The organism is Pseudomonas sp. A-R-19 (assembly GCF_019956575.1).
Taxonomy (GTDB): Bacteria; Pseudomonadota; Gammaproteobacteria; order Pseudomonadales; family Pseudomonadaceae; genus Aquipseudomonas.
This window is the reverse complement of sequence record NZ_JAHBDR010000079.1, coordinates 17,888-42,256: the sequence shown is the minus strand read 5'-3', so window position 1 is coordinate 42,256 and position 24,369 is coordinate 17,888. Positions and strand designations below refer to the sequence as shown.

At 61.8% G+C, this 24,369-nt stretch carries 28 protein-coding genes; 17 read left to right on the top strand and 11 right to left on the bottom strand.

The features are described 5' to 3' along the window. Positions 1 to 196: 196 nt before the first annotated feature. Positions 197 to 1,522: a tRNA 5-hydroxyuridine modification protein YegQ gene (gene yegQ / locus KGA88_RS22760; protein WP_223594420.1), complete on the bottom strand. Its 1,326-nt coding sequence runs from the start codon at positions 1,520 to 1,522 to the stop codon at positions 197 to 199. A 160-nt stretch (positions 1,523 to 1,682) separates the two neighbouring features. Here yegQ and KGA88_RS22755 point away from each other — a divergent pair, with 160 nt between their 5' ends. Continuing rightward, positions 1,683 to 2,744 carry an AI-2E family transporter gene (locus KGA88_RS22755; protein WP_223594419.1) on the top strand — a complete coding sequence of 354 codons (1,062 nt, stop codon included), beginning with the start codon at positions 1,683 to 1,685 and terminating at the stop codon, positions 2,742 to 2,744. Here KGA88_RS22755 and KGA88_RS22750 read toward each other — a convergent pair. From KGA88_RS22750 to KGA88_RS22740, 3 genes are all read right to left on the bottom strand, one after another. Then, entirely contained in the window at positions 2,741 to 2,932 is a 192-nt protein-coding gene (locus KGA88_RS22750) for a hypothetical protein (RefSeq protein ID WP_223594417.1), read from the bottom strand. The two genes, KGA88_RS22755 and KGA88_RS22750, sit on opposite strands and share 4 nt — an antisense overlap. Before the next feature lie 115 nt (positions 2,933 to 3,047). Continuing rightward, positions 3,048 to 3,242: a hypothetical protein gene (locus KGA88_RS22745; protein ID WP_008052996.1), complete on the bottom strand. Its 195-nt coding sequence runs from the start codon at positions 3,240 to 3,242 to the stop codon at positions 3,048 to 3,050. A gap of 394 nt (positions 3,243 to 3,636) precedes the next feature. Further along, positions 3,637 to 4,002 carry a hypothetical protein gene (locus KGA88_RS22740; protein WP_103395354.1) on the bottom strand — a complete coding sequence of 122 codons (366 nt, stop codon included), beginning with the start codon at positions 4,000 to 4,002 and terminating at the stop codon, positions 3,637 to 3,639. Between the two features lie 246 nt (positions 4,003 to 4,248). Between KGA88_RS22740 and KGA88_RS22735 the strand changes: the two genes are divergently transcribed. Then, on the top strand, positions 4,249 to 5,067 hold the full coding sequence (locus tag KGA88_RS22735) for a shikimate 5-dehydrogenase (protein ID WP_223594415.1): 819 nt from the start codon (positions 4,249 to 4,251) through the stop codon (positions 5,065 to 5,067). Positions 5,068 to 5,076: 9 nt separating this feature from the next. Further along, complete coding sequence (locus KGA88_RS22730; RefSeq protein ID WP_223594413.1) at positions 5,077 to 5,595, top strand: cupin domain-containing protein; 519 nt, start codon at positions 5,077 to 5,079, stop codon at positions 5,593 to 5,595. Between the two features lie 157 nt (positions 5,596 to 5,752). On the opposite strand, the gene KGA88_RS22725 is transcribed toward KGA88_RS22730, so the two are convergent. Next, a complete protein-coding gene (locus tag KGA88_RS22725; RefSeq protein WP_223594412.1) occupies positions 5,753 to 6,397 on the bottom strand; it encodes a YceH family protein in 645 nt (214 codons plus the stop codon). Positions 6,398 to 6,696: 299 nt separating this feature from the next. On the opposite strand from KGA88_RS22725, the gene KGA88_RS22720 reads away from it, so the two are divergent. The 10 genes from KGA88_RS22720 (at position 6,697) to KGA88_RS22675 (ending at position 14,948) form a co-directional block, all read left to right on the top strand. Next, positions 6,697 to 7,437, top strand: a complete 741-nt coding sequence (locus tag KGA88_RS22720; protein ID WP_110660500.1) for a glycosyltransferase family 2 protein — start codon at positions 6,697 to 6,699, stop codon at positions 7,435 to 7,437. Then, on the top strand, positions 7,434 to 7,712 hold the full coding sequence (locus tag KGA88_RS22715; protein WP_110660501.1) for a lipid-A-disaccharide synthase N-terminal domain-containing protein: 279 nt from the start codon (positions 7,434 to 7,436) through the stop codon (positions 7,710 to 7,712). The genes KGA88_RS22720 and KGA88_RS22715 overlap by 4 nt, the downstream gene beginning before the upstream one ends. A 3-nt stretch (positions 7,713 to 7,715) precedes the next feature. Beyond that, positions 7,716 to 9,125, top strand: coding sequence for an ArnT family glycosyltransferase (locus tag KGA88_RS22710; RefSeq protein WP_223594411.1), 1,410 nt, complete (start codon positions 7,716 to 7,718; stop codon positions 9,123 to 9,125). A 150-nt stretch (positions 9,126 to 9,275) separates the two neighbouring features. Beyond that, on the top strand, positions 9,276 to 10,448 hold the full coding sequence (locus KGA88_RS22705; RefSeq protein WP_223594410.1) for an acyl-CoA dehydrogenase family protein: 1,173 nt from the start codon (positions 9,276 to 9,278) through the stop codon (positions 10,446 to 10,448). Then, positions 10,445 to 11,638 (top strand): acyl-CoA dehydrogenase family protein, encoded by a 1,194-nt coding sequence (locus KGA88_RS22700; RefSeq protein WP_223594409.1) that lies wholly within the window; start codon positions 10,445 to 10,447, stop codon positions 11,636 to 11,638. The genes KGA88_RS22705 and KGA88_RS22700 overlap by 4 nt, the downstream gene beginning before the upstream one ends. 13 nt (positions 11,639 to 11,651) lie before the next feature. Continuing rightward, entirely contained in the window at positions 11,652 to 12,434 is a 783-nt protein-coding gene (locus KGA88_RS22695; RefSeq protein WP_110660505.1) for an SDR family oxidoreductase, read from the top strand. A gap of 2 nt (positions 12,435 to 12,436) precedes the next feature. Then, positions 12,437 to 12,895, top strand: coding sequence for a MaoC family dehydratase (locus KGA88_RS22690; protein WP_110660506.1), 459 nt, complete (start codon positions 12,437 to 12,439; stop codon positions 12,893 to 12,895). A gap of 29 nt (positions 12,896 to 12,924) precedes the next feature. Continuing rightward, positions 12,925 to 14,127, top strand: a complete 1,203-nt coding sequence (locus tag KGA88_RS22685) for an acetyl-CoA C-acyltransferase (RefSeq protein WP_110660507.1) — start codon at positions 12,925 to 12,927, stop codon at positions 14,125 to 14,127. Beyond that, a complete protein-coding gene (locus KGA88_RS22680; RefSeq protein WP_110660508.1) occupies positions 14,128 to 14,517 on the top strand; it encodes a steroid Delta-isomerase in 390 nt (129 codons plus the stop codon). After that, a complete protein-coding gene (locus tag KGA88_RS22675) occupies positions 14,514 to 14,948 on the top strand; it encodes a nuclear transport factor 2 family protein (RefSeq protein WP_223594408.1) in 435 nt (144 codons plus the stop codon). Before KGA88_RS22680 ends, KGA88_RS22675 begins: the two co-directional genes overlap by 4 nt. Before the next feature lie 353 nt (positions 14,949 to 15,301). Here KGA88_RS22675 and KGA88_RS22670 read toward each other — a convergent pair whose 3' ends face one another. After that, positions 15,302 to 15,799 (bottom strand): SRPBCC family protein, encoded by a 498-nt coding sequence (locus tag KGA88_RS22670; RefSeq protein ID WP_223594406.1) that lies wholly within the window; start codon positions 15,797 to 15,799, stop codon positions 15,302 to 15,304. A gap of 13 nt (positions 15,800 to 15,812) precedes the next feature. After that, on the bottom strand, positions 15,813 to 16,589 hold the full coding sequence (locus KGA88_RS22665; protein WP_223594404.1) for an SDR family oxidoreductase: 777 nt from the start codon (positions 16,587 to 16,589) through the stop codon (positions 15,813 to 15,815). Between the two features lie 269 nt (positions 16,590 to 16,858). On the opposite strand from KGA88_RS22665, the gene KGA88_RS22660 reads away from it, so the two are divergent. The 4 genes from KGA88_RS22660 to dmpG are packed head-to-tail and all read left to right on the top strand — an operon-like array spanning position 16,859 to position 20,452. Next, positions 16,859 to 17,689 (top strand): alpha/beta fold hydrolase, encoded by an 831-nt coding sequence (locus tag KGA88_RS22660; protein WP_110662568.1) that lies wholly within the window; start codon positions 16,859 to 16,861, stop codon positions 17,687 to 17,689. Next, positions 17,686 to 18,477 carry a fumarylacetoacetate hydrolase family protein gene (locus tag KGA88_RS22655; protein ID WP_223594403.1) on the top strand — a complete coding sequence of 264 codons (792 nt, stop codon included), beginning with the start codon at positions 17,686 to 17,688 and terminating at the stop codon, positions 18,475 to 18,477. The genes KGA88_RS22660 and KGA88_RS22655 overlap by 4 nt, the downstream gene beginning before the upstream one ends. 18 nt (positions 18,478 to 18,495) lie before the next feature. Beyond that, positions 18,496 to 19,404: an acetaldehyde dehydrogenase (acetylating) gene (locus KGA88_RS22650; protein WP_223594397.1), complete on the top strand. Its 909-nt coding sequence runs from the start codon at positions 18,496 to 18,498 to the stop codon at positions 19,402 to 19,404. Positions 19,405 to 19,417: 13 nt separating this feature from the next. After that, the gene (gene dmpG / locus KGA88_RS22645; RefSeq protein ID WP_223594393.1) at positions 19,418 to 20,452 is read left to right on the top strand and encodes a 4-hydroxy-2-oxovalerate aldolase; all 1,035 of its coding nucleotides are present in this window, start codon (positions 19,418 to 19,420) and stop codon (positions 20,450 to 20,452) included. A 65-nt stretch (positions 20,453 to 20,517) separates the two neighbouring features. On the opposite strand, the gene KGA88_RS22640 is transcribed toward dmpG, so the two are convergent. From KGA88_RS22640 to KGA88_RS22625, 4 genes are all read right to left on the bottom strand, one after another. Beyond that, a complete protein-coding gene (locus tag KGA88_RS22640) occupies positions 20,518 to 20,685 on the bottom strand; it encodes a hypothetical protein (RefSeq protein ID WP_177336459.1) in 168 nt (55 codons plus the stop codon). A gap of 601 nt (positions 20,686 to 21,286) precedes the next feature. After that, positions 21,287 to 21,835 carry an ADP compounds hydrolase NudE gene (gene nudE / locus KGA88_RS22635; protein ID WP_223594389.1) on the bottom strand — a complete coding sequence of 183 codons (549 nt, stop codon included), beginning with the start codon at positions 21,833 to 21,835 and terminating at the stop codon, positions 21,287 to 21,289. A gap of 87 nt (positions 21,836 to 21,922) precedes the next feature. Continuing rightward, positions 21,923 to 23,053, bottom strand: a complete 1,131-nt coding sequence (locus KGA88_RS22630; RefSeq protein WP_223594387.1) for a helix-turn-helix transcriptional regulator — start codon at positions 23,051 to 23,053, stop codon at positions 21,923 to 21,925. Between the two features lie 136 nt (positions 23,054 to 23,189). Then, positions 23,190 to 24,233 carry a Rieske 2Fe-2S domain-containing protein gene (locus tag KGA88_RS22625; protein ID WP_223594385.1) on the bottom strand — a complete coding sequence of 348 codons (1,044 nt, stop codon included), beginning with the start codon at positions 24,231 to 24,233 and terminating at the stop codon, positions 23,190 to 23,192. Between the last annotated feature and the right edge of the window lie 136 nt (positions 24,234 to 24,369).

The window sequence follows — 24,369 nt, the reverse complement described above, 5'->3', positions numbered from 1 at the left end:
TTGGCCAGAAGCCGAAGACGGCTTCCACGAATAGGCCTAATACATAGATGCAACGGGGCAGCGGTTTTTCAAAAGCGGGTAGACAGTGGGGGCGAGTCCATACATAGGAGCTGGCTTGCCAGCGATGACGGAGAGTCAGGCGACATTGTTGTTGAATGTGCCGCCCCCTTCGCGAGCAAGCCCGCTCCCACAGGGGTTACGGCATGTTGATATCTCGCATTAGCAGGCCAAAACCTAAATCCACCGCATCCGGTATCGGCAAATACACCGTATGCCCATCCCCCGGTGCAACCTCGATCGCTTCACCCTTGGCGTTTTGCAACTGATGCAGGTCGAAGTGGAAGTTGCCCTTGGGCGTCATCAGTTCCATGTGGTCGCCCAGGCCGAAGCGGTTTTTCACCTTGACCTCGGCCAGGCGATCCCGGCGCTGGCCGCTCAGTTCACCGACAAACTGTTGCCGCTCCGACACCGAGCTGCCGTTCTGGTAGTTCTGGTATTCGTCATGCACATGCCGGCGCAGAAAACCTTCGGTGTAGCCGCGCTGGGCGAGGGATTCCAGGTCGGTCATCAGGCCGCGGTCGAAGGCCCGGCCCGCCACCGCGTCGTCGATGGCGCGGCGATACACCTGGGTGGTTCGCGCGCAATAAAAGTGCGATTTGGTCCGGCCTTCGATTTTCAGCGAGTGCACGCCCATGTGCGTCAGGCGCTCGACGTGCTGCACGGCGCGCAGGTCCTTGGCGTTCATGATGTAAGTGCCGTGTTCGTCTTCGAAGGCCGGCATCTGTTCGTCGGGACGATTGGCTTCCTGCAACAGGAACACCTGATCGGTGGGCGCACCAATGCCCAGGGTCGGCTCGGGGTCGAATGACTGGACGATTTCGCCGAGCTGGTTTTCCATGGCCGGTTGCGCCGAATATTTCCAGCGGCAAGCGTTGGTGCAACTGCCCTGATTGGCATCGCGCCGGTTCATGTAGCCCGACAGCAGGCAGCGCCCGGAGTAGGCCATGCACAACGCGCCATGCACGAACACTTCCAGTTCCATGGCGGGCACCTGCTCGCGAATCTCGGCAATCTCTTCCAGCGACAACTCCCGCGACAGGATGATCCGGCTCAGGCCTTGTTGCTGCCAGAATTCGACACTCGCCCAGTTCACCGTATTGGCCTGTACCGAAAGATGGATCGGCATCTGCGGGTAGTGCCGGCGCACCAGCATGATCAGGCCGGGGTCGGACATGATCAGCGCATCCGGGGCCATGGCGATCACCGGTTCAAGGTCCTTGAGGAAGGTCTTGAGCTTGGCGTTGTGCGGCGCGATGTTCACCACCACGTAAAAGCGCTTGCCCCGGGCCTGGGCTTCGCGAATGCCGAGGGCCAGGTTGGCATGGTCGAATTCGTTGTTGCGCACCCGCAGGCTGTAGCGCGGCTGGCCGGCGTACACGGCATCGGCGCCGTAGGCGAAGGCATAACGCATGTTTTTCAGGGTGCCGGCGGGGGCGAGCAGTTCTGGCACGGAGAGGGTCATGGCGGTGTCGGTCGCAAAAGCCGCACAGGGTAAATCGTCGGTGGCGAGGGTTTATTGACCTGGATCCATGTTTGTTCAACAAAGCCATGGCACTCGCGCGAGCCGTAGCGGACTAAACATCAGGGCGGAAGTTTTTCGCCCTCGCTGGCACGGACCGGACATGAAAGAAACGACCCTGCAAGACAGATCGCTGACGGTTTTGCTGGTGCTGGTGAGCGCCGCCTTCATCTGGATCCTGCTGCCGTTTTACGGCGCGGTGTTCTGGGCGGTGATCCTCGGCATCCTCTTTGCGCCGCTGCAAACCCGGTTGCAACTGAAGTTTGGCTGGCAACGCAACCTCACGTCGCTGTGCACATTGAGCATTTGCCTGGTGATTGCGATTCTGCCGGTGATCATCATCAGCGCCTTGCTGGTTCAGGAGGGTGTGACGCTCTACAAAAGCATCGAGAGCGGCGAGCTCGACATTGCCGGGTACGTGTCGCAGTTCAAGCACAGCCTGCCGCCGTATTTCCAGCACCTGCTGGATCGCTTCGGCATGGGCGAGTTGAATGGGCTACGGGAGAAAATCGTCAAAAGCGCGATGACCGGCGGTCAGGACCTGGCCGCTCAGGCGTTCATTTTTGGCCAGGGCACCTTCGAGTTCGTCGTCAGTTTTTTCATCATGCTGTACCTGCTGTTCTTCTTCCTGCGCGACGGTTCGGAACTGGCGCGCAAGGTGCGCACAGCGGTGCCGTTGCAGGAACAGCAGAAACGCCGTTTGCAGCTCAAGTTCAATCGTGTGGTGCGGGCTACGGTGAAAGGCAACCTGTTGGTGGCCATTACGCAAGGCGCGCTGGGCGGTCTGATGTTCTGGTTTCTGGACATCCACAGCGTATTGCTCTGGGCGGTGTTGATGGCGTTTCTGTCGCTGCTGCCGGCGGTGGGGGCGGGAATAGTCTGGGTGCCGGTGGCGGCGTTTTTCCTGCTGACCGGGGCGATCTGGCAGGGCGTGGTGCTGGGATTGTTCGGCGTGTTCGTGATCGGGCTGGTGGACAACCTGCTCAGGCCATTGCTGGTGGGCAAGGACACCAGGATGCCGGATTACATGATCCTGGTCTCGACCCTCGGCGGCCTGGCGATTTTCGGGCTGAACGGTTTTGTCATCGGGCCGTTGATCGCGGCCCTGTTCATGTCGAGCTGGGCCATTTTCATTGAAACCAAACCGCGGGTGCAGCTGCCTTAGGCGCTCAGTCGGCCAGGCTGGCCGGTGCCGAGGCGTTGCGACAGTTCCTGGGCGGCGGGCAGCGAGGTGAGCGGACCGCTGATCTGCACACCGTCCTGCACCAGGTACCAGCAAGCAAGCATGCCCAACTCCCTGAGCTGTGCAGGGACGGCGCTGCCGATAACGGACATGATCTGAACCTTGGACATGACAAGTACCTCCATCAATCTGTGGAGCTACTTTAAGGTCCGGGTGCCGTGAGGGGTAATTAACGCTCTCAATAGTGGTCATTGATGCCAGCGGGGGCAAACGACCGTTGGTCGGTCAGCTGACCACCTGATCGAGCATATGAACCACTTCCTGCTCGTTGAGCAGGCCCTTGCGCACCAGGCTTTGCGTCAGCAGCGAGAGAAACTTGGCGCTGCGATGACCTTCCAGGTGCTTGAGTTCGGTCAGTGCGTTGTAGACCTTGCTGGAGGTGCACAGACCGACGATGCGGTGCGGGTTTTGCGTTGGCATGTGGTCGTCCTTGTTGTTATCAACCTGTTTTCGACGGACAGCAGCGAGCTTGCGCAACTGTCATGACAAAAATATGACCGTTTAATGCCGCACGGCAGAAAACCGGTCGAGTCCATCTTGCCAATTTTCGCCACGCGCACTGTCCCGATAGCGACCTTGGCGAGATTTATCCAGACCTATACCGACAGACGGCATAAAAAAACATTCTTCAGGCAAACCCTGTAGGAGCCGGCTTGCTGGCGAGGGACTCAAACACACCGCGTTTATCTGGATCACACGCGTTATCGTTAACGACCATCGCCAGCAAGCCGGCTCCTACAGGAGATTGCGTGGCCTTTGAACCAATGAAAGCCCGAAAAAAAGCCCCGCTGTATCAGCGGGGCTATATGAGTTCTTACCAGCGGCCGTAGTGAGGGCCGTAGTAGCCGCGCGGCGGACCGTAGTAGCCACGGGGTGGTCCGTAGTACACCGGCGCCGGGCGGTAGTAGATCGGTTGTTGCACGTAGACCGGGGCCGGCTGGTAGTAGACCGGCGGCGGTGGTGCGTAATAGACCGGAGGCGGTGCTGCGTAGACCGGTTGCGGCGCGACATAGACCGGGCGGTTGGCGTTGATCAGAGCCGAGCCAACAATGGCAGTACCGACGATTGCGCCAAACACCGCTGGGCCCTGCCAGTAATTACCACCACCATGGGCTTGCGCCTGTCCTGCGATAGCGAGGGCGCCGATCAGCAAGGCTACTGTGGGGATTTTACGGATCATGATAGTTCCTCGGTTCTTCAACCCGGCGCCTGTGTCTGCGATAGACCCAGGGATTGTCGCGGGGATACTTCTAAGACAGCGTTTTTTTGAAAATCGGCACGGCCGTTGGGTAAATTTTGTGTAAGGTCTGTACCGACTTTCTTACCGACCTGTGTAAGCCCATGTAATCAGGCTTATATGATCGATCAGAACCCGATGGAGGGCTAATCCCGTCCATCCGAAAAGTGCATTTGAAGGAGCTTTCCCATGCAGATGAACCCCAACAAAGACACCCAGCTGTGCATGTCCCTCTCAGGGCGTCCCGGGAACTTTGGTCTGCGTTTTCACAATCATCTGTATGAACAATTGGGCCTGAATTTTTACTACAAGGCCTTTGCCAGCCAGGACCTGACGGGCGCAGTTGCCGGCATTCGCGCCCTGCGGATTCGTGGCTGTGGCGTGTCGATGCCGTTCAAGGAAGCCTGCATTGCCCTGGTGGATGAACTCGACGCCTCTGCCGCCGCCATTCAATCGATCAACACCATCGTCAACACCGAGGGTCATCTCAAGGCCTACAACACCGATTACATCGCCGTTGCCCAGTTGTTGGAAAAACACCAGGTGCCCAGGGACTCGACCTTTGCCCTGCGCGGCAGCGGCGGCATGGCCAAGGCCGTGGCGAGCGCCTTGCGCGATGGCGGCTACGAAAACGGCCTGATCGTGGCCCGTAATGAGCGCGCCGGGCAGGCGCTGGCGCAGTCATTGGGGTATGAGTGGCAGCTGGAGCTGGGGAGTCGTCGCCCGCAGATGCTGGTCAACGTCACGCCGATCGGCATGACGGGAGGGCCGGAGGCAGAGCAACTGGCCTTTGCGCCTGACGTGATCGAAAAAGCGCAAACTGTGTTCGATGTGGTGGCGATTCCCTCGGAAACACCATTGATCGTGCGTGCTCGTGCCGAAGGCAAACGGGTCATCACCGGGCTGGAAGTGATCGCGATCCAGGCGCTGGAGCAATTTGTGCTCTATACCGGAGTGCGGCCGACGGATGAGCAATTCCACAAGGCCGTGGCATTTGCCCGCAGCTAGGAGGTGGCCATGCATCCCCCCATTCTCAATTTGAACTCGGTCGAGCTTGAACCGCTGCCCGAAGCGTTTGCGCCGACCGGTGAAACCGCCGGTCGCTATCAGCAGCGCCTGGCCCGTGTCGGTCAGCAACTGGGGGCGCAAAAGCTGGGTTATCGCCTGTATGTGCTGGAGCCGGGCATGCGTGGCAGCCCGTTTCACAGCCATCGGGTCAATGAGGAAATGTTCTACGTCGTGGCCGGGGAAGGGGAGGTTCGCCTGGGGGCCGAACGCTTTCCAATCCGCGCCGGTGATGTGATCGCCTGTCCACCGGGCGGGCCTGAAAAGGCCCATCAGATCATCAATACCAGCAACGGCGAGTTGCGCTACCTGGCCGTCAGCACCCAGAAATCGCCGGAGATCTGTGAGTACCCGGACTCCGGCAAATATGCCGTGATGGATGACTTCAAGGTCGATGCCGAGGGTAATGCGTCAGGCTTTGTTGCGGTGGCCCGGCAGGCCGATGGGGTGGATTACTGGGACGGCGAGTAGCGGTACAGGATGGCGGTTACTTTGTGGCGAGGGGGCTTGCCCCCGTTGGACTGCGCAGCAGTCCCATTTTTTGGGGCCGCTTCGCGACCCAACGGGGGCAAGCCCCCTCGCCACATAAGCTCGCGCCTACAGGTTTTGTGCCAGGCAAACATCCAGGCTATTCCAGCCGGGCCAGCCTTTCTTCCAGCGCCGCAATCCGTGCTTCCAGCTCTTCGATGCGTTCAACCGAAACCCCACTGCTACCGCGTTCGGACGGGTTTTGCCGCGCGGCCATGATCGCTTCGATATCCGCCGGGTCGCCCAAGGCGTGGCTATAGCGGTCTTCGCGCTGGCCGGCCTGACGTGGAATCAGCACGGCCAAGCCCCGGGCAATCAGGCGTTCGAGTTGATGCACGACCTGTTCGGCGTCTTCGAACTCATGCATGCGGCCGCTGCGGGTCAGCAGTTCATTGACGGTCTGCGGGCCGCGCAAAAACATCAGCCCGGTCAGGATCACCTGCGCCGGCACCAGTTCCAGGGCCTTGTCGACCTTGTGTTCCCAGCGGTCGGCGCGGCTGCCCATCACCAGCCTGGTGAAGCCGCGTCCTTCGAGCGCGCGCAGGCTCTGGCCGACCTGGCCCGGCGTCAGGTTCATCACAGGTTCGCGGCTGGTTTTCTGGTTGCAGGCAATCACCAGGGCATTGAGGGTCAGGGGATAGGTTTCCGGGCTGGTGGCCTTTTTCTCGATCAACGAACCCAGAATGCGGATTTCCGTACTGTTGAGCCGCGGCTCGTCGAAGGTCGTCTCTTGTTCAGTGCTCATGGTTGTGCGTCCTTACCCGGTTCATGATTTTCTCTCGCGTGGATGCACTTTAGATTGGCAGGCGCCAATGGCAACCGAATTCGTTGCTCCACCGCGCGAAAGGACAAAAAGCGCATGAAATGTTAACGCCATTTTTACAATTGGCCGGGCACCGTATGCGTGCCGCGCGAGCGCGGCTGTATTGACTGAATTTCGTTGGCACCAGCGCCCTGAAAAGCTGAACCCTGCATCGAGTCGGCCGGTGTACTACACCTTCATTCGCCTCTGATAAAAGAAATCCAATAAAGGCGAGAGACTCCATGAACCAAGACATTTTTGTATCCGTACTGATTCCCGCCAAGAACGAAGCGAACAACCTCAAGCCATTGCTTGAAGAAATAAGTGTGGCGCTGGCCGCTGAGTCGTACGAAATCATCGTGGTCGACGATGGCAGCACCGACGCGACCCTGCATGAACTGCGGCAGATTCGCCAAAACGGCTTGAACACCCTGCGCATCCTCCATCACGAACGTTCGCTGGGTCAGAGCACTTCGCTGTACCACGCCGCCCGTGAAGCCCGTGGGCAGTGGCTGGCGACCCTCGATGGCGACGGCCAGAACGACCCGGCGGACATTCCCGGCATGCTCGCGCTGGTGCGCGGCGAACCGGGCAAGGTCGATGTGCAACTGGTCGCCGGGCACCGGGTCAATCGCCGCGACACCGCGAGCAAACGCTACGCCTCGCGGTTCGCCAACAACCTGCGCCAGCGCCTGCTCAAGGACGCCACCCCGGACACCGGTTGCGGCCTGAAGCTGATCGAGCGCGCGGCGTTCTTGCGCCTGCCGTACTTCGACCACATGCATCGCTACATTCCGGCGCTGATCCAGCGCCATAACGGGCGCATGATCGTCCACCCGGTCAACCACCGGCCACGCACGGCCGGGGTGTCGAAGTACGGCAACCTCGACCGCGCGCTGGTCGGCATTCTCGATTTGTTCGGTGTCTGGTGGCTGATCAAGCGCACGCGCCTGAACACCATTGCCCAGGAGATCGAAGGATGAATCTCTCCCGCGAAGCCTTGTGGCTGATCGTCGGTTTTGTCGGCCAGATCGCCTTTACCGGGCGTTTCGTCTTGCAGTGGCTGTACAGCGAGTACAAGAAACGCAGCGTAATCCCGGTGAGCTTCTGGTACCTGAGCATCGTCGGCAGCACCTTGCTGCTGGCCTACGCCATTTACCGCGAAGATCCTGTGTTCATCGCCGGGCAGGCCTTTGGCTCCCTGGTCTATTTTCGCAACCTGCAGTTGATCGCCAAAAGCAAAAGCCTGAAGGAGTAGGTCATGCGCGGATCGTTATCGACCCGAAATATTACGTTGCTCGTGGTTATCGCGGTTGCGTTGCTGTTTTTCTGGGGGCTGGGCAGCGTGCCATTCCTCAGTGTCAACGAGGCCCGCCGCGCCGTGACCGTGCGCGAAATGCGCGAGGCAGGGAGTTGGCTGCTGCCTTATATGAACGGCGACTTGTACTTGTCCAAGCCGCCGTTTTTCTATTGGGCCGGCCTGGTTTCGACCGCGGTGCTGGGCAGCTTGTCCGAGTGGAGCGTGCGCCTGCCTTCGGCGCTGGCTGCCGCCTTGTGCTGCGTTGGCACCTATCTGTACGGCGTTCGGCAGGCGGGGCGGCAGGTCGGTTTGTTCGCCGTGGTGTTCCTGGCCGCAAACGGTGCCTTCAGCCTGTTCGCACGGCGCTCGGAAATCGAGATGCTGTTGACCCTGCTGTGCTTCGGCGCACTGCTGGCGGCCTGGCAGTTCATTTTCCTGCAAGGCCGGGCTTTGTGGAGTCGGCTGAGCTACGTGCTGCTTGGGTGCGCGTTGCTGACCAAAGGACCTGTTTGCCTGTTGTGGGTGACGGCACCGATCCTGGCCTATGCCCTGATCTACCGCGACGCCCGGGCCAAGGCTTACCTGTGCGACGGTTGGGGCTGGCTGATCGCCGTAGTGCTGGGCAGTTCCTGGTACGTGGCGGTGTCGATGAGTCAGGGCTGGGGCATCTGGGCCTCGATCATCAGCGAAGACATCGTGAAGAAGATCGACGGGCAGGGCGCCGAGGCCTGGTACGCCTACCTGCTGTACCTGGCCGGTGATTTCTTCCCGTTCTGGCTGATCGTGTTTGTGCAGCCACGCAAGTTCTGGGCAATGATCCGCTCGCGCCGCGAGGCCGGCATGTTGCTGTGCTGCAGCCTGTTGCCGCTGCTGGTGTTTTCCCTGTTCACTGAAAAGCATGGCAAGTACCTGTTGCCGGTTTATCCGTCCTTGGCGTTACTGCTGGCGATGCACTGGTCGGCGCTGCTCGATGATCTGAAGGGGCGCTGGCGCACGGTCCTGGCCGTTGTGCCCTACGTGATGCTGGCCGGGTTCGTGGTGTTCTACATGTTCGTCGAAGCACGGGTTTTGTCGCACCGGTTCGGTGGTCTTGAGCAGGTGGCCACGCTGGCCGATGGGCAGCCGGGGCAGAAGGCTTATACCCTCGGTGAGCCGGATATCCGCCTGGTCTACTACATGGGCCGGCCGGTGGCGCCGCTGACGGTGGCGCAGTTGCAATCAGAGTCCCGTCCGGCGGGGTTGCTGTTTGTGCAAGAACCCCTCGCACCGGAACTGCAAAACCTGGCGTCGTGCCAGGTCGGTGAAGTCAACCCGTACCTCAAGCCGCACCGTTCAGCGCTGCTGGTGCGCATGGGCGGAGACTGCCGCTGATCGGCTTCGCCGGCGAACACAGGCGCCAGCACATCACCCGTTCGGACTAGGCAGGGCTAACGATTCTGCCGCGTCCGGGCGGCGCCAAACTTCATGCTCAAAGGGGTGTTGCGCCACGCGCGCCCCGCCAAACGAGCAGAAGGCGCCGCGATGGAGTTTGCATTCAGCGACGAACAGGAAATGATCCGCGCATCGGCCGAGGGTTTCCTCGCCGATGTCTCGGATTCCGCCGCGGTGCGCGCGGCGATGGTCAGCGAACGGGGTTTCGACGAAGCCCTCTGGCAGCGTCTGTGCCAGGAAATGTACTGGCCGGCCATTCATATCCCCGAAACCTACGGCGGCCTGGGCCTCGGCTTTGTCGAGCTGACGATCCTGCTGGAACAGATGGGCCGGCGTTTGCTGTGCTCACCGTTTTTCGCCACCGCCTGCATGGCCACGCCCGCACTGTTGCTGGCCGCGAATGAAGAACAGAAGCAGCGCTGGTTGCCGTCGATCGCCGACGGCAGCGTGACCGCGACCCTGGCGTTCAGCAGTGCCAATGGCTGGTCCGCCGACGACGTCCAGGCAACGGTGGTGGCCGAGGGCGACGGCTTTGTCCTCGAGGGCACCCTCAAGCATGTGCTCGATGGCCATGGCGCTGACCTGTTGATCATTGCCGCGCGGCAACCCGCAAGCACTGGCGAAAAGGGCATCAGCCTGTTTGCCGTGAGCGCGGAGCGGGCCGGCATCGAGCGGCAGATGCTGCCGACCATGGACCAGACCCGGCGCCAGGCGCGGATCCAGCTCAAGGGCCTGTACCTCGAAGCCGACTGCCTGCTGGGTGAATTCGGCAACGGCTGGTCGCACCTTGAGCGGGTCCTGCAACTGGCCTGCATCGGCCTGGCCGCCGAGCAGACCGGCGGTGCGCAGCAGGTACTCGACCTCAGCGTGGCCTACATGCAGGAGCGCCAGCAGTTCGGTCGCCCGATTGCCAGTTTCCAGGCCCTCAAACACCGGGCCGCCGACATGATGCTGCAAGTCGAATGCGCGCGTTCGGCCAGTTACTACGCCGCCTGCGTGGCCCAGGAAGTCCTCGACCCGCAGGGTGATCCGCAGGTCGCGGCCGAACTGCCGCTAGCGGCGGCGCTGGCCAAGGCGCAGTGCTCCGAGACCTATTTCTCCTGCGCGTCCGAATCGATCCAGTTGCACGGTGGCGTCGGTTTCACCTGGGAATACGACCCGCACCTCTACTTCAAGCGCGCCCGCGCCAGCGAGAGTTTCCTCGGGCTACCGGCCTGGCATCGCGAGCGCATTGCTTCGGTGATTCTTGGAGAGCAGCCATGAAAATCAGTTTTAGCGAGCAGGACGAACGCTTCCGCCAGGAAGTCGCCGACTGGATGAGTGCCAACCTTTGCGGTGAGTTCGAGGCCCTGCGTTTTCGCGGCGGTCCAGGCGATGAGCACATGTTTCCCGAGGAACGCAAAGCCTGGGAACGCAAACTCGCCGAAGGCGGCTGGACCTGCGTCGGCTGGGCGCCGGAGCATGGCGGGCGTGGCCTGTCGATCACCCAGCAAGTTATTTTCCACGAGGAATATGCCCGCGCTGGCGGCCCCGGTCGCATGGGCCATATCGGCGAAGGCCTGGCCGGGCCGACCATTGCCGCGTTCGGCACGCTCGAACAGCAACAGCGCTTTTTGCCGGGGATCGTCAGCGGTACGTCGTTCTGGTGCCAGGGCTATTCCGAGCCGGGCGCCGGTTCCGACCTGGCCAACGTCAAGACCCGTGCGACGCTGGATGAAGCGACCGGCCAATGGCTGATCAACGGGCAAAAAGTCTGGACTTCCCTGGCCCACGAATCGGATTGGTGCTTTGTCATCGCCCGCACCGAGCCGGGCAGCGTCGGCCATCGTGGCCTGTCGTTCCTGCTGGTGCCGATGGCCCAGGCGGAAATTACCGTACGACCGATCGAGCAACTGACCGGCACCTCGGAATTCAACGAAGTGTTTTTCGACGATGCCCGCACCGACGCCGCCAACATCATCGGCGCGCCGGGCGAAGGCTGGAAGATCGCCATGGCGCTGCTCGGCTTTGAGCGGGGCGTGTCGACTCTTGGCCAGCAGATGCAGTTCCAGAACGAACTCAACGAAATCATCGCCATCGCCAAGACCAATGGCGCCGACCGCGACCCGATCCTGCGCCAGCGCCTGGCCGAAGCCTGGAGCGGGCTGCGGATCATGCGCTACAACTCGCTGCGCATGCTCTCGGGTAGCCAGGACGGTTCGCTGCGCAAAGAGGCGACCATCTACAAATTGTTCTGGTCGACCTGGCACGCCAGCCTCGGCAAGTTGGCAATGGATGTTCTCGGCGCCGAGGCGGAACTGCTCGAAGCCGGGCCTTATCAGTTGACCCGTTTGCAGTCGCTGTACCTGTTCAGCCGCGCCGACACCCTGTACGGCGGCAGCAACGAAATCCAGCGCAACATCATCGCCGAGCGTGCCCTGGGCATGCCCAAAGAGCCGCGTCCGCGCGCCTGAAAGGAGAGAGTTCATGTCTGTACCTCAATATGTTGAAGGTCGCGGCCTGCTGCGTGGCAAGTCGGTGTTGATCACCGCGGCGGCGGGGGCCGGGATCGGTTTTTCCGCTGCTGTGCGTGCTGCCGAGGAAGGTTGCCGCGCGCTGATGATCAGCGATATCCATGAAGGCCGGTTGGCCGAGGCGGTGCTGAAAATCCGCGAAACCACCGGGCTGCAACAAGTCTTCGGCCAGGTCTGCAATGTCGCCGACGAAGCCCAGGTGCAGCAACTGGTTGCCTGCGCCGAGCGCGACCTGCAAGGCGTCGATGTGTTGATCAACAACGCCGGGCTTGGCGGCTCGCGCTTGCTGGTGGACATGGCCGACGAAGAGTGGAATCGGGTCATCGATGTGACGCTCACCGGCACCATGCGCATGACCCGCGCCATGCTGCCGAAAATGATGGAGCGCCGTGCCGGGGTGATCGTCAACAACGCCTCGGTGCTGGGCTGGCGTGCACAGAAGGAACAGGCGCACTACGCCGCCGCCAAGGCCGGGGTCATGGCCCTGACCCGCTGCGCAGCGGTCGAGGCCGCCGACTACGGCATCCGCGTCAATGCGGTCAGCCCGAGCATTGCCCTGCACGATTTCCTGCGCAAATCCGCGCCCCAGGCGGTACTCGATCAACTCGCCGCCAACGAAGCGTTCGGCCGCGCTGCCGAAGTCTGGGAAGTGGCCAACGTGATGATGTTCCTGGCCAGCGACTACAGCTCCTACATGACCGGCGAAGTGTTGTCGGTGTCCAGCCAGAGGGCGTGACCATGCCACGTATTTTCGACACGCCGATGGCCTTGTTCGAGGCCGTTGGCGAATCACTCGGCGCCAGCGACTGGCTGCTGCTGGAGCAGGACCGCATCGACCAATTCGCCGATGCCACTGGCGATCACCAGTGGATTCACGTCGATCCGCTCAAGGCCGCCAGCGGCCCGTTTGGCGCCTGCATTGCCCATGGTTACCTGAGCCTGTCGCTGGTGAACCTGTTTTTGCCGCAGATCGTCGAGGTCCGTGGCCTGGCCATGGGCGTCAATTACGGCTGCGAGCGGGTGCGCTTTCCTTCGGTGGTGCGCGTCGGTTCGCGGGTGCGTGGCAGTGCGCAACTGATCGCGGTCGAGGAGGTGAAGGGCGGCGTGCAGGCGACCATCCGCGTCAGCGTCGAAATCGACGGCGAGGAACGCCCCGGCTGCGTGGTCGACACCATCAGTCGCTATTACCCGGCCTGACCTTCAACAGCATTTTCGAGGATTCCAGCATGAAAGAAGCCGTCATCGTTTCGACCGCCCGTACCCCGATCGGCAAGGCCTTTCGCGGTGCCTTCAACGACACCGAAGCCCCGCAACTGGGCGGCCATGTGGTACGCGAAGCCGTGCGCCGCGCCGGCATCGAGCCAGGTGAAGTGGACGACGTGATCATTGGCGCCGCCGCGCAACAGGGTACGCAGTCCTATAACCTGGGGCGCCTTTGCGCGATTGCCGGCGGCCTGCCGGCATCGGTTGCCGGGATGGCCGTCGAGCGCCAGTGCTCGTCGGGCCTGATGAGTATCGCCATGGCCGCCAAGGGCATCATGTGCGACGAAATCGACATCGCCGTGGCCGGTGGCCTGGAGTCGATTTCCCTGGTGCAGAACAAACACAAGAATCTCTATCGCAACCAGTCGGGTTCGGTGATCGAGCTGGACCCGCACGCCTATATCCCGATGATCGAAACCGCCGAGATCGTCTCCGCGCGCTACGGCATTACCCGCGACGAGCAGGACGAATACAGCTACCAGAGCCAGCTGCGTACCGCACAGGCCCAAAGTGCCGGGCGCTTCGACCGTGAGCTGGCGCCGCTGGCCAGCCGCAAGGCACTGTTCGACAAGGCCACCGGCGAAACCCGTTATGAAACCGTCACCTTGCTGCGCGACGAGTGCAACCGCATCGACACCACCCTCCAAAGCCTGAAGGCGCTGGAGCCGGTATGGCCGGGTGGTCAGTGGAGCGAAAAGGGGCGTTTCATCACCGCCGGCAATGCCTCGCAGTTGTCCGACGGTGCGTCGGCCTCGGTGTTGATGAGCGCGAAAATGGCCGAGAAACGTGGCCTTGAACCGCTGGGGATCTATCGCGGCATGGCGGTCGCCGGCTGCAACTCCGACGAGATGGGCATCGGCCCGATCTACGCCATTCCCAAGCTGCTCAAGCGCCACGGCCTGACCATGGACCACATCGGCCTCTGGGAGTTGAACGAAGCGTTCGCCTGTCAGGTGCTGTACTGCCGCGACACCCTGGGCATTCCGGCCGAGCGCCTGAACGTCAACGGCGGGGCGATTTCCATCGGCCATCCGTTCGGCATGTCCGGGGCGCGCATGGTCGGCCATGCGCTGGTTGAAGGCCAGCGTCGCGGCTTGCGTTACGTGGTGGTGAGCATGTGCATCGGTGGCGGCATGGGCGCGGCAGCCTTGTTCGAGGTGGTCTGAATGATCAGCGCACAACAAATCCAGGCGACCATGGCGCGTTATGTGGAACTGGTGGATGCCGGCGATATCGACGGCATCCTAGCGCTCTACGCCAAAGACGCCACCGTTGAAGACCCGGTCGGCCAGGCGCCATTGCAGGGCATCGACGCCATCGCGCGTTTTTACCGTGAAGGACTGGGGGCGATGAACGTCTCGGCGACCCAGACCGGGCCGGTGCGCGCGACGCTCAACGGTTGCGGCGCGATGCCGTTCCGGGTCGACATGGAGTGGGGCGGGCAACCGTGCTCGCTGCATGTGATCGACGTGATGGAGTTCAATGTCGACGGCCAGATCCGCTCGATGAAAGCCTTCTGGAGTGAGGTCAACGTGACCGCGCGAGGTGCGGCATGAATCTGGAACAGCGTATCGCCCGCCTGGAGGCGCTGGAGGACATCCGCCAGCTCAAGCATCGTTACCTCAACGCCTGCGACCTCAAGCAGGTCGAGGTGATTGCCGACTGCTTTGCCGAAGGTGAAGTGCTGATCGATTACGGGCCGTTGGGGATCTTTCGTGAGCGCGACAGTTTTGTCGCGCTGTACCGCGAACTGGCTTGCCATGAACGGGTGATCGATCTGCATCATGGTGCCAATCCGGAAATCGAGGTGCTGAACGAGGACCAGGCCCAGGGCCGTTGGGCCTTGTGGTATTTCAATCTGGATGGCGAGAACGGGGCGACGCGGCAGCTGGGTGGGTTCTATCAGGACCGTTACCAGCGTGTTGCCGGTCAATGGAAGATCGTCGCCACCCGTTTTACCGCTCACTCGGAAGTGGCGCGTTCCTGACGACCGCCGCAATCCCTGTAGGCGCTGGCTTGCCAGTGATGGCGGCGTGTCAGGCGACATTGAGGCTGGATGTTCCGGCCTCATCGCTGGCAAGCCAGCTCCTACAGGTTTTGTGGTGACCCCGGTATTTGCAACCACCCACAATCCCCTGTGGGAGCGGGCTTGCTCGCGAAGGCGGCGTGTCGGGCAATATTGATGTTGGATGTGCCGGCTTCATCGCTGGCAAGCCAGCTCCTACAGGTTTTGTGGTGACCCCGGTATTTGCAACCACCCACAGGATTATTGGGCGACCCCGGGATTTGTGCTTGGCGGCAATCCCCTGTAGGCGCTGGCTTGCCAGCGATGGCGGTGTGTCAAACGACATCTATGCTGGAGGTGCTCAACGTCATATCCGGATTCTGTGTCCGGCCGGTTTCGTAGTAGGCCTTGAGGTTCTCGGCGATCTGCCGCACGACTTTGTTGAAGGCTTTTCCCAAAAGTAATTCCATCAGCCTGCCACCGCGCAGGCTGTAGCGCATTTGCAGGGTGATGCGGGTCGCATTGCCTTCGGGCTGCAAGGCATAGCTGAACGTGGCTTCGCGAAACGGGAAGGGCGAGCCATTGGTGCCTTTATGTAAAAGCAATTCGAAGCCGGTGCCTTCCTGCCATTGCATCACGCTTTCATCCAAAAACTGGCCACCTTTGCGCAGCACTCGGCGACTGGCGCCAACGCCTTCGTGTGCACCGGGGTGAAAATGGCAACCGGTGAGCCCCGGCACATAGTGCGGGGCCAGGCTCAGGTCGCGCAGTTTGGCCCACGCCACCTGAGGAGACAGCTCAAGTCGTACGCTGTGGCTGGCAATTGCGGACATGTCGGGGCTCCTGTCATGAATGGGATTGGGCTGCATCGAGAAACGCCGGGCGTTCGCCGGCACCGTGCACCGCGATATCCGCGCCGCTGACGTAACGGGCCAGCTTCGAGGCCAGGTACAGGCAGGTGTCGCCAATGTCCTCCGGGGTCGCCAGGCGTTGCAGCGGGATGGTCGCCGCCACCCGGGCAATACCGGCATCGTCACCATAATGCATGGCCGCCTGCTCGGTGAGAATCAGTCCGGCGGTCACGGCGTTGACCCGCACCTTCGGCGCCCATTCCACCGCCAGTGAAGTGGTCAGGTTCAACAGCCCGGCCTTGGCCGCGCCATAGGCTGCGGTGCCGGGGGAAGGGCGGGTGGCGCTGACGCTGCAGATGTTGATGATCGCACCGCCGTCGGCCTGGGCTTGCATCACCTGATTGGCTTGCTGGCACAGGTTCAGGGGCGCGATCAGGTTCAGGCGGATGATCGCTTCGCTGAAGCGCGGCGAGGCCGTGGCGGCATCGGCGTTCGGCGAGCCTCCGGCGTTGTTGACCAGCACGTCGAGGCGGCCGAAGCGCTCGACGATCTGTGCGATCAGGCCTGCGGATTGTTCGACATCGCGCAGGTCACAGGCCACGAACAACGCCTCGCGCCCACCGCTGGCAGGCAAGGTCTGTGGGGCTTCGCGACCGCAGATCACCACCTCGGCGCCGCATTCGAGAAAGCGCTGGCTGATGCCACGCCCGACGCCTTTGCCACCGCCGGTGACCAGTACCACTTTGCCGCGAAAGTCCATAGGATCAAGCATGGGAATTCTCTTTTTTGTCGCTCGGGAATGCCGTTGATGCTAGGTCTGTGGTCCCTGTAATCCAACGTCCGATGAGACTAGAGACTTTGTAGGAGCGAGCTTGCTCGCGATGGACCTGAGAACACCGCGGGGTGTCAGGCATCCAGCGTCATCGTTGACGACCATCGCGAGCAGGCTCGCTCCTACAGGGGTGTAGTCCTGTCGGACGATGTTGTGCGCCCGGCCCCTCGGAATAATCCGGGTACAACAACAGGCCGGGAGGACACCTTATGGGCGCTTCAGCGCAAGGGCACTTCGTTACGCTGCCGGATGGTTTGCAGCTGCACTATAAAGACACCGGTGGCAATGGCGAGCCGGTGATTTTCATCCATGGCAGCGGGCCGGGCGCCAGCGGTCACAGTAACTTCAAGCAGAACTACCCGGAGTTTGCCGAAGCCGGCTATCGAGTCATCGTCCCGGACTTGCCGGGCTACGGCGCTTCGGACAAACCCGACACCCTCTACACCCTGGACTTTTTCGTTGCCGCGCTGAGCGGTCTGCTCGACGCCCTGGACATCCAGCGCTGCGTGCTGGTCGGCAACTCCCTGGGCGGTGCGATCGCGATCAAACTGGCCCTCGACCAACCGCAGCGTGTCAGCCGTCTGGTGCTGATGGCGCCCGGTGGCCTGATGGAGAAAGAACAGTATTACCTGCAGATGGAAGGCATCCAGAAAATGGGCGCGGCCTTCGCCAAGGGTGAGCTGAACGATGCGGCGGGCATGCGTCGCCTGCTGGCCCTGCAACTGTTCGACGAAACCCTGATCAGCGACGAAACGGTCAACGAGCGCGTTGCCGTGGTGCAACAGCAACCGGTGTGTGTGCTGTCGACCATGCAGGTGCCGAACATGACGTCGCGCCTGGCCGAACTGCAGTGCCCGATCCTCGGCTTCTGGGGCATGAACGACAAGTTCTGCCCGTCCTCCGGTGCCCAGACCATGCTTGAAAACTGCACCAGCATCCGTTTCGTGATGCTCAGCGAGTGCGGGCATTGGGTGCAGGTCGAGCACCGTGATCTGTTCAACCGCCAGTGCCTGGCATTTTTTCAGGAGGCCCGCGGATGAGCGTGCAATTGCGCCGTGAGTTCGGCGAAGAGCTTTATCAGGCGCTGCTCAGCGGCTCCACCCTGGCGCCGCTGACCGAGCGCTGGCCGTCGATCAGCATCGAAGACGCCTATCACATTTCCCTGTACGCCATTGAGCGTCGGGTGGCGGCCGGTGACCAGATCGTCGGCAAGAAAATCGGCGTCACCTCGGCGGCGGTCCAGCAGATGCTCAACGTGCATCAGCCGGATTTCGGCTTCATCACGCGGCAGATGTCGTTCGATGACGATGCGCGGATTTCCCTGTCGGCGAACAAGTTGATTCAGCCCCGGGCCGAGGGCGAGATCGCCTTCAAGCTCAAGCATGATCTGGTCGGCCCCGGCATCACCGAGGCCGACGTGCTGGCCGCCACCGAGTACGTGATGCCGTGCTTCGAAATCGTCGATTCGCGGATTCACGACTGGCGCATCCGCATCCAGGACACGGTCGCTGACAACGCCTCCTGCGGTGTATTCGTGTTGGGCGACAGCAAGGTCGATCCCCGTGAGCTGGACCTGCCGAACTTGCGCATGCGCGTGTTCAAGAACGGTGAGCCGCTGAGTGAAGGCCTGGGTTCGGCGGTGCAGGGCAATCCGTTGACGGCGGTGGCCTGGCTGGCCAACACCCTGGGCGCCTTCGGCATTCCGTTCAAAGCCGGGGAAATCATCCTGTCCGGCTCCCTGGTACCGCTGGAACCGGCCCGTGCCGGCGACCTTTTTTCGCTGACTATCGACGGCCTGGGCAGTGCCCGGGTGTCTTTCTGCGCCTGACTTTTGGAGTTTGACCCCATGAGCAAAAAACTCAGAGCGGCCATTATCGGCCCGGGCAACATCGGCACCGATCTGCTGATGAAAATGTGCCGATCGGAATGGATCGAACCGGTGTGGATGGTCGGCGTCGACCCTGAATCCGAAGGCCTGAAGCGTGCCCGCGAAATGGGCATCAAAACCACCGCCGGTGGTGTCGACGGCTTGCTGCCGCACGTGCTCGACGATGACATTCGCATCGCCTTCGATGCCACCTCGGCTTACGTGCATGCGGAAAACAGCCGCAAGCTCAACGAACTGGGGGTGATCATGATCGACCTCACGCCGGCGGCCATCGGCCCGTACTGCGTGCCGCCGGTCAACCTCAAGGAGCACGCCTCGAGCCTGGCGATGAACGTCAACATGGTTACTTGCGGTGGCCAGGCGACCATCCCGATGGTGGCGGCAGTGTCGCGGGTACAACCGGTGGGCTACGGCGAAATCGTCGCGACGGTGTCCTCCGGTTCGGTCGGCCCGGGGACGCGGCAGAACATCGATGAATTCACCCGCACCACGGCTGGAGCGGTGGAGAAGATCGGCGGCGCCCGACGCGGCAAGGCAATCATCGTGATCAACCCGGCCGAGCCGCCGCTGATGATGCGCGACACCATCCACTGCCTGACCGATGACGAACCGAACCAGGACGCAATCCGCACCTCGGTGCTGGAGATGGTCCGCGAAGTCCAGCGTTATGTGCCGGGCTACAAGCTGATCAACGGGCCGGTGTTCGACGGGCGCAAGGTGTCGATCTTCATCGAGGTCGAAGGCCTCGGCGATTTCCTGCCCAAGTCCGCCGGCAACCTCGACATCATGACCGCCGCCGGTTTGCGCACGGCCGAGATGTTCGCCGAAGAAGCCCACAAGGGCACCCTGCAACTGCCCGTCCGTTGAGTGGAGAATCCCGATGAATTTGCAAGGTAAGAGCGTCCGTCTGCACGACATGAGCCTGCGTGACGGCATGCACGCCAAACAGCACCAGATCAGTATCGAACAAATGGTCTCGGTGGCCACCGGCCTCGATGCGGCCGGCGTGCCGCTAATCGAAATCACCCATGGCGATGGCCTCGGCGGGGCGTCGCTTAACTACGGTTTCCCGGCCCACAGCGACGAGGAATATTTCGCTGCGGTGATCCCGCAGATGAAACAGGCCAAGGTCTCGGCCCTGTTGTTGCCGGGGATCGGCACTCTCGATCACCTGAGAATGGCCCATGAGCACGGCGTCTCGACCATTCGCGTGGCCACTCACTGCACCGAGGCGGACGTGTCCGGGCAGCATATCGGCATGTCGGCGAAGATGGGCCTGGACACCGTCGGCTTCCTGATGATGGCGCACATGGTCAGCCCGGAGAAACTGCTGGAGCAGGCACGCCTGATGGAAAGCTACGGCGCCAATTGCATCTACTGCACCGACTCGGCGGGCTACATGCTGCCTGATGAAGTGACGCAAAAGATCGGTGCCCTGCGCGCCGGGTTGAATGCCGGGACTGAAGTCGGTTTCCACGGTCACCACAACATGGGCATGGCCATCGCCAACTCTCTGGCCGCCATCGAGGCCGGTGCTGCGCGGATCGACGGCTCGGTTGCAGGCCTTGGCGCGGGAGCGGGCAACACGCCGCTGGAAGTGTTTGTCGCGGTGCTGGAGCGCATGGGCGTCAACAGCGGCGTCGACCTGTACAAGATCATGGACGTGGCCGAAGACCTGGTGGTGCCGATGATGGACCAGCCGATCCGCCTGGATCGTGATGCCCTGACGTTGGGTTATGCTGGGGTTTACAGTTCGTTCCTGTTGTTCGCCAAGCGGGCGGAGCAGAAGTACGGTATTGCGGCGCGTGAGCTGCTGGTGGAGTTGGGGCGGCGCGGAACCGTGGGTGGCCAGGAGGACATGATTGAAGACCTGGCGCTGACTCTGTCGCGAGCCAGGGGTGTACTGCCGACCTGATTACTGCGGCAACGAAAAAACCACCGATGATTCGGTGGTTTTTTTATGGCCGGTGGAAACCGTGCTCAAGGCAACAGATTGCGCACCACGGGTGGATAGCAATTGATCGCCGTGCTCGAACAGCTGAAGTAGGCCGTGGTCGGTCGGTAGGCTTCATTCTTGAACAGTTGGCACAGACTGGTGGAAGCACCGGCACAGAGGATGATGAACAGAGCACAAGTAGATTTGCGCATGATGGGTCTCGACACGGTTTTATTGTTGTAGAGACAGGTTATTGCGGTAGTTAGCGAGTGGCTTCGTCCGAATGGACTAGGTGATCGATTTGAAGCTGTCCCGCCCCCTGTAGACGCTGGCTTGCCAGCGATGGCGGAGTGTCAGGCGAAGTAAATGTCGGCTGTGCCGGCCTCTTCGCGAGCAAGCCCGCTCCCACAAGGATGTTGGGCGATCCCGGGATTTGTGGCTGGCGGCAGTCCCCTGTAGGAGCTGGCTTGCCAGCGATGGCGGAGTGTCAGGCGATGGAGATGTTGGCTGTGCCGGCCTCTTCGCGAGCAAGCCCGCTCCCACAAGGATGTTGGGCGATCCCGGGATTTGTGGCTGGCGGCAGTCCCCTGTAGGAGCTGGCTTGCCAGCGATGGCGGAGTGTCAGGTGATGGAGATGTTGGCTGTGCCGGCCTCATCGCGAGCAAGCCCGCTCCCACAAGGATGTTGGGCGATCCCGGGATTTGTGGCTGGCGGCAGTCCCCTGTAGGAGCTGGCTTGCCAGCGATGGCGGAGTGTCAGGTGATGGAGATGTTGGCTGTGCCGGCCTCTTCACGGGCAAGCCCGCTCCCACAGTCAGCCGCGTCGGGCGAGGGCGCCCATGGCCATGAACAGCGCGGCAATGGCCCGGGCTTCATGGAGTTCGCCGCGGGCTACCAGTTCGGGGATTTGCGCCAGTGGTACCCGCAGGCATTCCAGGGGTTCGGGTTCGTCGCCTTGCAGTTGGCAGGGGCTCAGTTGTTCGGCCAGCACCACTCGGTAGCGGTGGCACAAGTGCCCCGGTGCCAGGGTCAGCTCGCCCAGTTCGGTGAGGCGTTCGGCGCGCATGCCGACTTCTTCGCTCAGCTCGCGCTGCGCTGCCTGCAAGTAGTCTTCATCGGGCTCCGCGCCGCCCTTGGGCAGGCCGAGGATGGTTTTTTCCACACCGACCGCGTATTCGCGCACCAGCAGCACATGCTCTGGATCAGGCATCGCCACCAGCATCACCGAGCGATAACCGGTGCCGCGCAGGCGTTCGTAGACCCGCTGCTGGCCGTTGCTGAATTGCAGGTGCAGGGCTTCGATCTGAAAGTGGCCGCTTTGCGCCAGCAGTTCAGTCTTGAGGATGGTTGGGCAGTTGCGCATGGGGTAGTCCCCTGTTTGGGATTAACTCACTGTGCGCTGTACAACGGGCGCCGCCATCGTCCGAGCGGACGAGGGCGGCAATGAGGGTTAGCCGAGAGTCGCCACGCTGCGCAGGATCAGGCGCACCAGCATGGTCTGGCGGGTCACGCCAGTCTTGGAGAAGGTCGAACGCAGGTGGGCTCGCGAGGTGTTGCGGCTGATGCCCAGCTCCTCCGAAGCCTCGTCGAGGGTCAGGCCGTTGGCCAGCAACATCGCCAGCTGGGTCTCCGCCGGGGTGAAGTCGAACAGGGCGCGAACGATCTCCTGCGGTGCGGTGGACTGTTGTTCCGGGTCACTGATGAAAATCACCACGGTCGGGCACTGCTTGCCTTCGCTCCAGTCGGTCAATGGCACCGAGCGCACGATGATCCCCAGGTCCGCTTTGCCGGACGGCCGCTGCACGCGCAGGGCTTCGACCACCGACGGGTTGCTGCTCTTTTGCGACAGCAGCGATTGTTTGACCAGTCGACGGAATTCCTGGGTATCGCGCGCCGTACCGACCTGCAGGCCATCGTTGACCAGCTTGATGCCGTCCTTTTCCAGGATCAGCCGGTCGGCGACCTGGTTGGTCTGCAGCACCTTGCCGGACTCGTCGAGGATGATCGTGCCGACCGCCATCTGGTTCACGGCGCCAGCGTAGAGGTTGCGCTCGGCTTCGATGCGGTTGAGTTGCATGTGGATCTTGATCGAACGTTCCAGGTGCGGAATGAAATGCGTGAGCATGGCCTTTTCTTCATTGCCGAAAGGCTTGTCATCACGCCCGCGGCTGATGCGAATGCGGCACTGGGCACCGTCGACCGTGTTGATGTCGGCGCCGAGAATGTGGAACACGTCCACCGGTTCGAGGAAGTTCTTGTAGAACTCGGAGTTCTGCCAGTCGTCATTGGAGACGAACTCGGCGAGGGTCACGACCTGGCGGTTGGGCAGGTCGACAAAGGGGTCCAGGCTGAAAAAGTGCTTGTTGTACGACGCGGTCGCCTCGGTCGAGGTGCCGGTGGTGTTGACCATCAGACCGTCCACGTGGGCGCTGGGCGGGCGCAGGATGAAGGTCACGTACTTGCTGTTCAGATGTACGTTGAGCTGATTGAGAAAGGTGGCCCAGGGAATGTTTTCCAGCGGACCCTGATAGAGGTTGCCGATCAAATCACTGAACGTATCGAGGCTGAGGCTCTGCTGCATAGGGAAAAACCGTTTTTATTATTAGCGTTGGCGGTGGCCGAGAATAAGCGCCGGTATCGACTCCTTGCAACGCTCGGGCTCCGGGCCTGACCGGCGGCTGCCGATCAGGCCCGGGGCGGGCGAAAAGCCGCTGGCGTCAGACCCGTTCGCTGGCCCGCACGACAAACTTTTTGTGTTCGGCAACGTCGGCCGACAGCGCTTCCACATCGGTATAGAACTGCTCGTACCAACGACGCAACTGGTAGACCGGACCGTCGCCGTCACACAGCAGCGGGTTGTCGACGCGGGTCTTGCTGTGCCAGATGGCCACGTCTTCGTAGAAGGCTGCCTGCGCCTGCGCCACGTAGGCCTTGGCCATCGCCTGGTTCTGCTCTTCGCTGAGCCCCGGGATCTTCTTCACCAGCACGCCATAGCGCAGGGTGAAGCTGTCCAGGTCGATCGGCACGTGGCAGTTGAGCAGGATCGAATTGATCGGCTGGCCGTTCATCGCACCGTTCATTTCGGTGATCTGATAGGCCGGACCGAAGTAGGTGGCTTCGGTGCTCAGCACGCTGTCGCCGGACAGGCGCTCACTGCGGGCACGCATGATCTGCGTCGCCAGGTGGCCTTCGAAAATGTTGATGAACTCATCGACCGGTGCGCCGTGTACGGTGCCGAAGTGCGCCATGTCGGCGATGTTGTCGATCAGTTCGCGGCAGTTGGTGCCAATCTGCAATTCGGCGACTTCCCACGCGGCCCATTCGTCGCTGTAGCAGGCGTCGATGCGCGGAATGCGTTGTTCGGGCAGCGGCGGGTTGCCTTCGGGGTCGTTCCAGACGAACAGCAGCTGGTTTTCTTCCATGATCGGCCAGCTCTTGATCTTGGCCCGTGGCGGGATGCGCTTGGCATAAGGAATGTCATCGCACACGCCATCGGCGCCCCAGCGCCAGGCGTGGAACGGGCAGCGGATCGAGTTGCCTTCAACGCAACCGGTGCTCAGGTCCGCGCCCATGTGCGGGCAGTAGCCATCAAGAATGTGCAGTTCGCCGTCTTCACCCTGGAACGCCACCAGACGGGTGCCGAACACCTCCAGGCGGTGAGCCTTGCCGTCGCGGTATTGCGCGGCCAGGCCCAGGCAATGCCAGCCACGGGCGTAGCGGTCTTCCAGCAGTTTGGCTTCGATGCGGTGCAGGGTACTCATCTTATTATTCTCCCAAGGGATCACGGGTTTGGTGCATGTAACGGATTCTGCCGGCCCTGTAAAAGCGGGCATCGTCTGAATGGACGATGGCTGCTTTTGGTTGGCCCGCTCTACTGGCGACATTGGACCCATGGCA

Bases quoted from the DNA above. Each gene is read 5' to 3' on its own strand.
- KGA88_RS22680 (WP_110660508.1), top strand. From the start codon at position 14,128: ATGATCAGCGCACAACAAATCCAGGCGACCATGGCGCGTTATGTGGAA.
- KGA88_RS22710 (WP_223594411.1), top strand. From the start codon at position 7,716: ATGCGCGGATCGTTATCGACCCGAAATATTACGTTGCTCGTGGTTATC.
- KGA88_RS22675 (WP_223594408.1), top strand. From the start codon at position 14,514: ATGAATCTGGAACAGCGTATCGCCCGCCTGGAGGCGCTGGAGGACATC.
- KGA88_RS22750 (WP_223594417.1), bottom strand. From the start codon at position 2,932: ATGTCCAAGGTTCAGATCATGTCCGTTATCGGCAGCGCCGTCCCTGCA.
- dmpG (WP_223594393.1), top strand. From the start codon at position 19,418: ATGAATTTGCAAGGTAAGAGCGTCCGTCTGCACGACATGAGCCTGCGT.
- KGA88_RS22665 (WP_223594404.1), bottom strand. From the start codon at position 16,589: ATGCTTGATCCTATGGACTTTCGCGGCAAAGTGGTACTGGTCACCGGC.
- KGA88_RS22660 (WP_110662568.1), top strand. From the start codon at position 16,859: ATGGGCGCTTCAGCGCAAGGGCACTTCGTTACGCTGCCGGATGGTTTG.
- KGA88_RS22650 (WP_223594397.1), top strand. From the start codon at position 18,496: ATGAGCAAAAAACTCAGAGCGGCCATTATCGGCCCGGGCAACATCGGC.
- KGA88_RS22625 (WP_223594385.1), bottom strand. From the start codon at position 24,233: ATGAGTACCCTGCACCGCATCGAAGCCAAACTGCTGGAAGACCGCTAC.
- KGA88_RS22730 (WP_223594413.1), top strand. From the start codon at position 5,077: ATGCATCCCCCCATTCTCAATTTGAACTCGGTCGAGCTTGAACCGCTG.
- KGA88_RS22685 (WP_110660507.1), top strand. From the start codon at position 12,925: ATGAAAGAAGCCGTCATCGTTTCGACCGCCCGTACCCCGATCGGCAAG.
- KGA88_RS22720 (WP_110660500.1), top strand. From the start codon at position 6,697: ATGAACCAAGACATTTTTGTATCCGTACTGATTCCCGCCAAGAACGAA.
- KGA88_RS22630 (WP_223594387.1), bottom strand. From the start codon at position 23,053: ATGCAGCAGAGCCTCAGCCTCGATACGTTCAGTGATTTGATCGGCAAC.
- KGA88_RS22655 (WP_223594403.1), top strand. From the start codon at position 17,686: ATGAGCGTGCAATTGCGCCGTGAGTTCGGCGAAGAGCTTTATCAGGCG.
- KGA88_RS22695 (WP_110660505.1), top strand. From the start codon at position 11,652: ATGTCTGTACCTCAATATGTTGAAGGTCGCGGCCTGCTGCGTGGCAAG.
- KGA88_RS22755 (WP_223594419.1), top strand. From the start codon at position 1,683: ATGAAAGAAACGACCCTGCAAGACAGATCGCTGACGGTTTTGCTGGTG.
- KGA88_RS22670 (WP_223594406.1), bottom strand. From the start codon at position 15,799: ATGTCCGCAATTGCCAGCCACAGCGTACGACTTGAGCTGTCTCCTCAG.
- KGA88_RS22705 (WP_223594410.1), top strand. From the start codon at position 9,276: ATGGAGTTTGCATTCAGCGACGAACAGGAAATGATCCGCGCATCGGCC.
- yegQ (WP_223594420.1), bottom strand. From the start codon at position 1,522: ATGACCCTCTCCGTGCCAGAACTGCTCGCCCCCGCCGGCACCCTGAAA.
- KGA88_RS22735 (WP_223594415.1), top strand. From the start codon at position 4,249: ATGCAGATGAACCCCAACAAAGACACCCAGCTGTGCATGTCCCTCTCA.
- KGA88_RS22725 (WP_223594412.1), bottom strand. From the start codon at position 6,397: ATGAGCACTGAACAAGAGACGACCTTCGACGAGCCGCGGCTCAACAGT.
- KGA88_RS22740 (WP_103395354.1), bottom strand. From the start codon at position 4,002: ATGATCCGTAAAATCCCCACAGTAGCCTTGCTGATCGGCGCCCTCGCT.
- KGA88_RS22700 (WP_223594409.1), top strand. From the start codon at position 10,445: ATGAAAATCAGTTTTAGCGAGCAGGACGAACGCTTCCGCCAGGAAGTC.
- KGA88_RS22745 (WP_008052996.1), bottom strand. From the start codon at position 3,242: ATGCCAACGCAAAACCCGCACCGCATCGTCGGTCTGTGCACCTCCAGC.
- nudE (WP_223594389.1), bottom strand. From the start codon at position 21,835: ATGCGCAACTGCCCAACCATCCTCAAGACTGAACTGCTGGCGCAAAGC.
- KGA88_RS22690 (WP_110660506.1), top strand. From the start codon at position 12,437: ATGCCACGTATTTTCGACACGCCGATGGCCTTGTTCGAGGCCGTTGGC.
- KGA88_RS22640 (WP_177336459.1), bottom strand. From the start codon at position 20,685: ATGCGCAAATCTACTTGTGCTCTGTTCATCATCCTCTGTGCCGGTGCT.
- KGA88_RS22715 (WP_110660501.1), top strand. From the start codon at position 7,434: ATGAATCTCTCCCGCGAAGCCTTGTGGCTGATCGTCGGTTTTGTCGGC.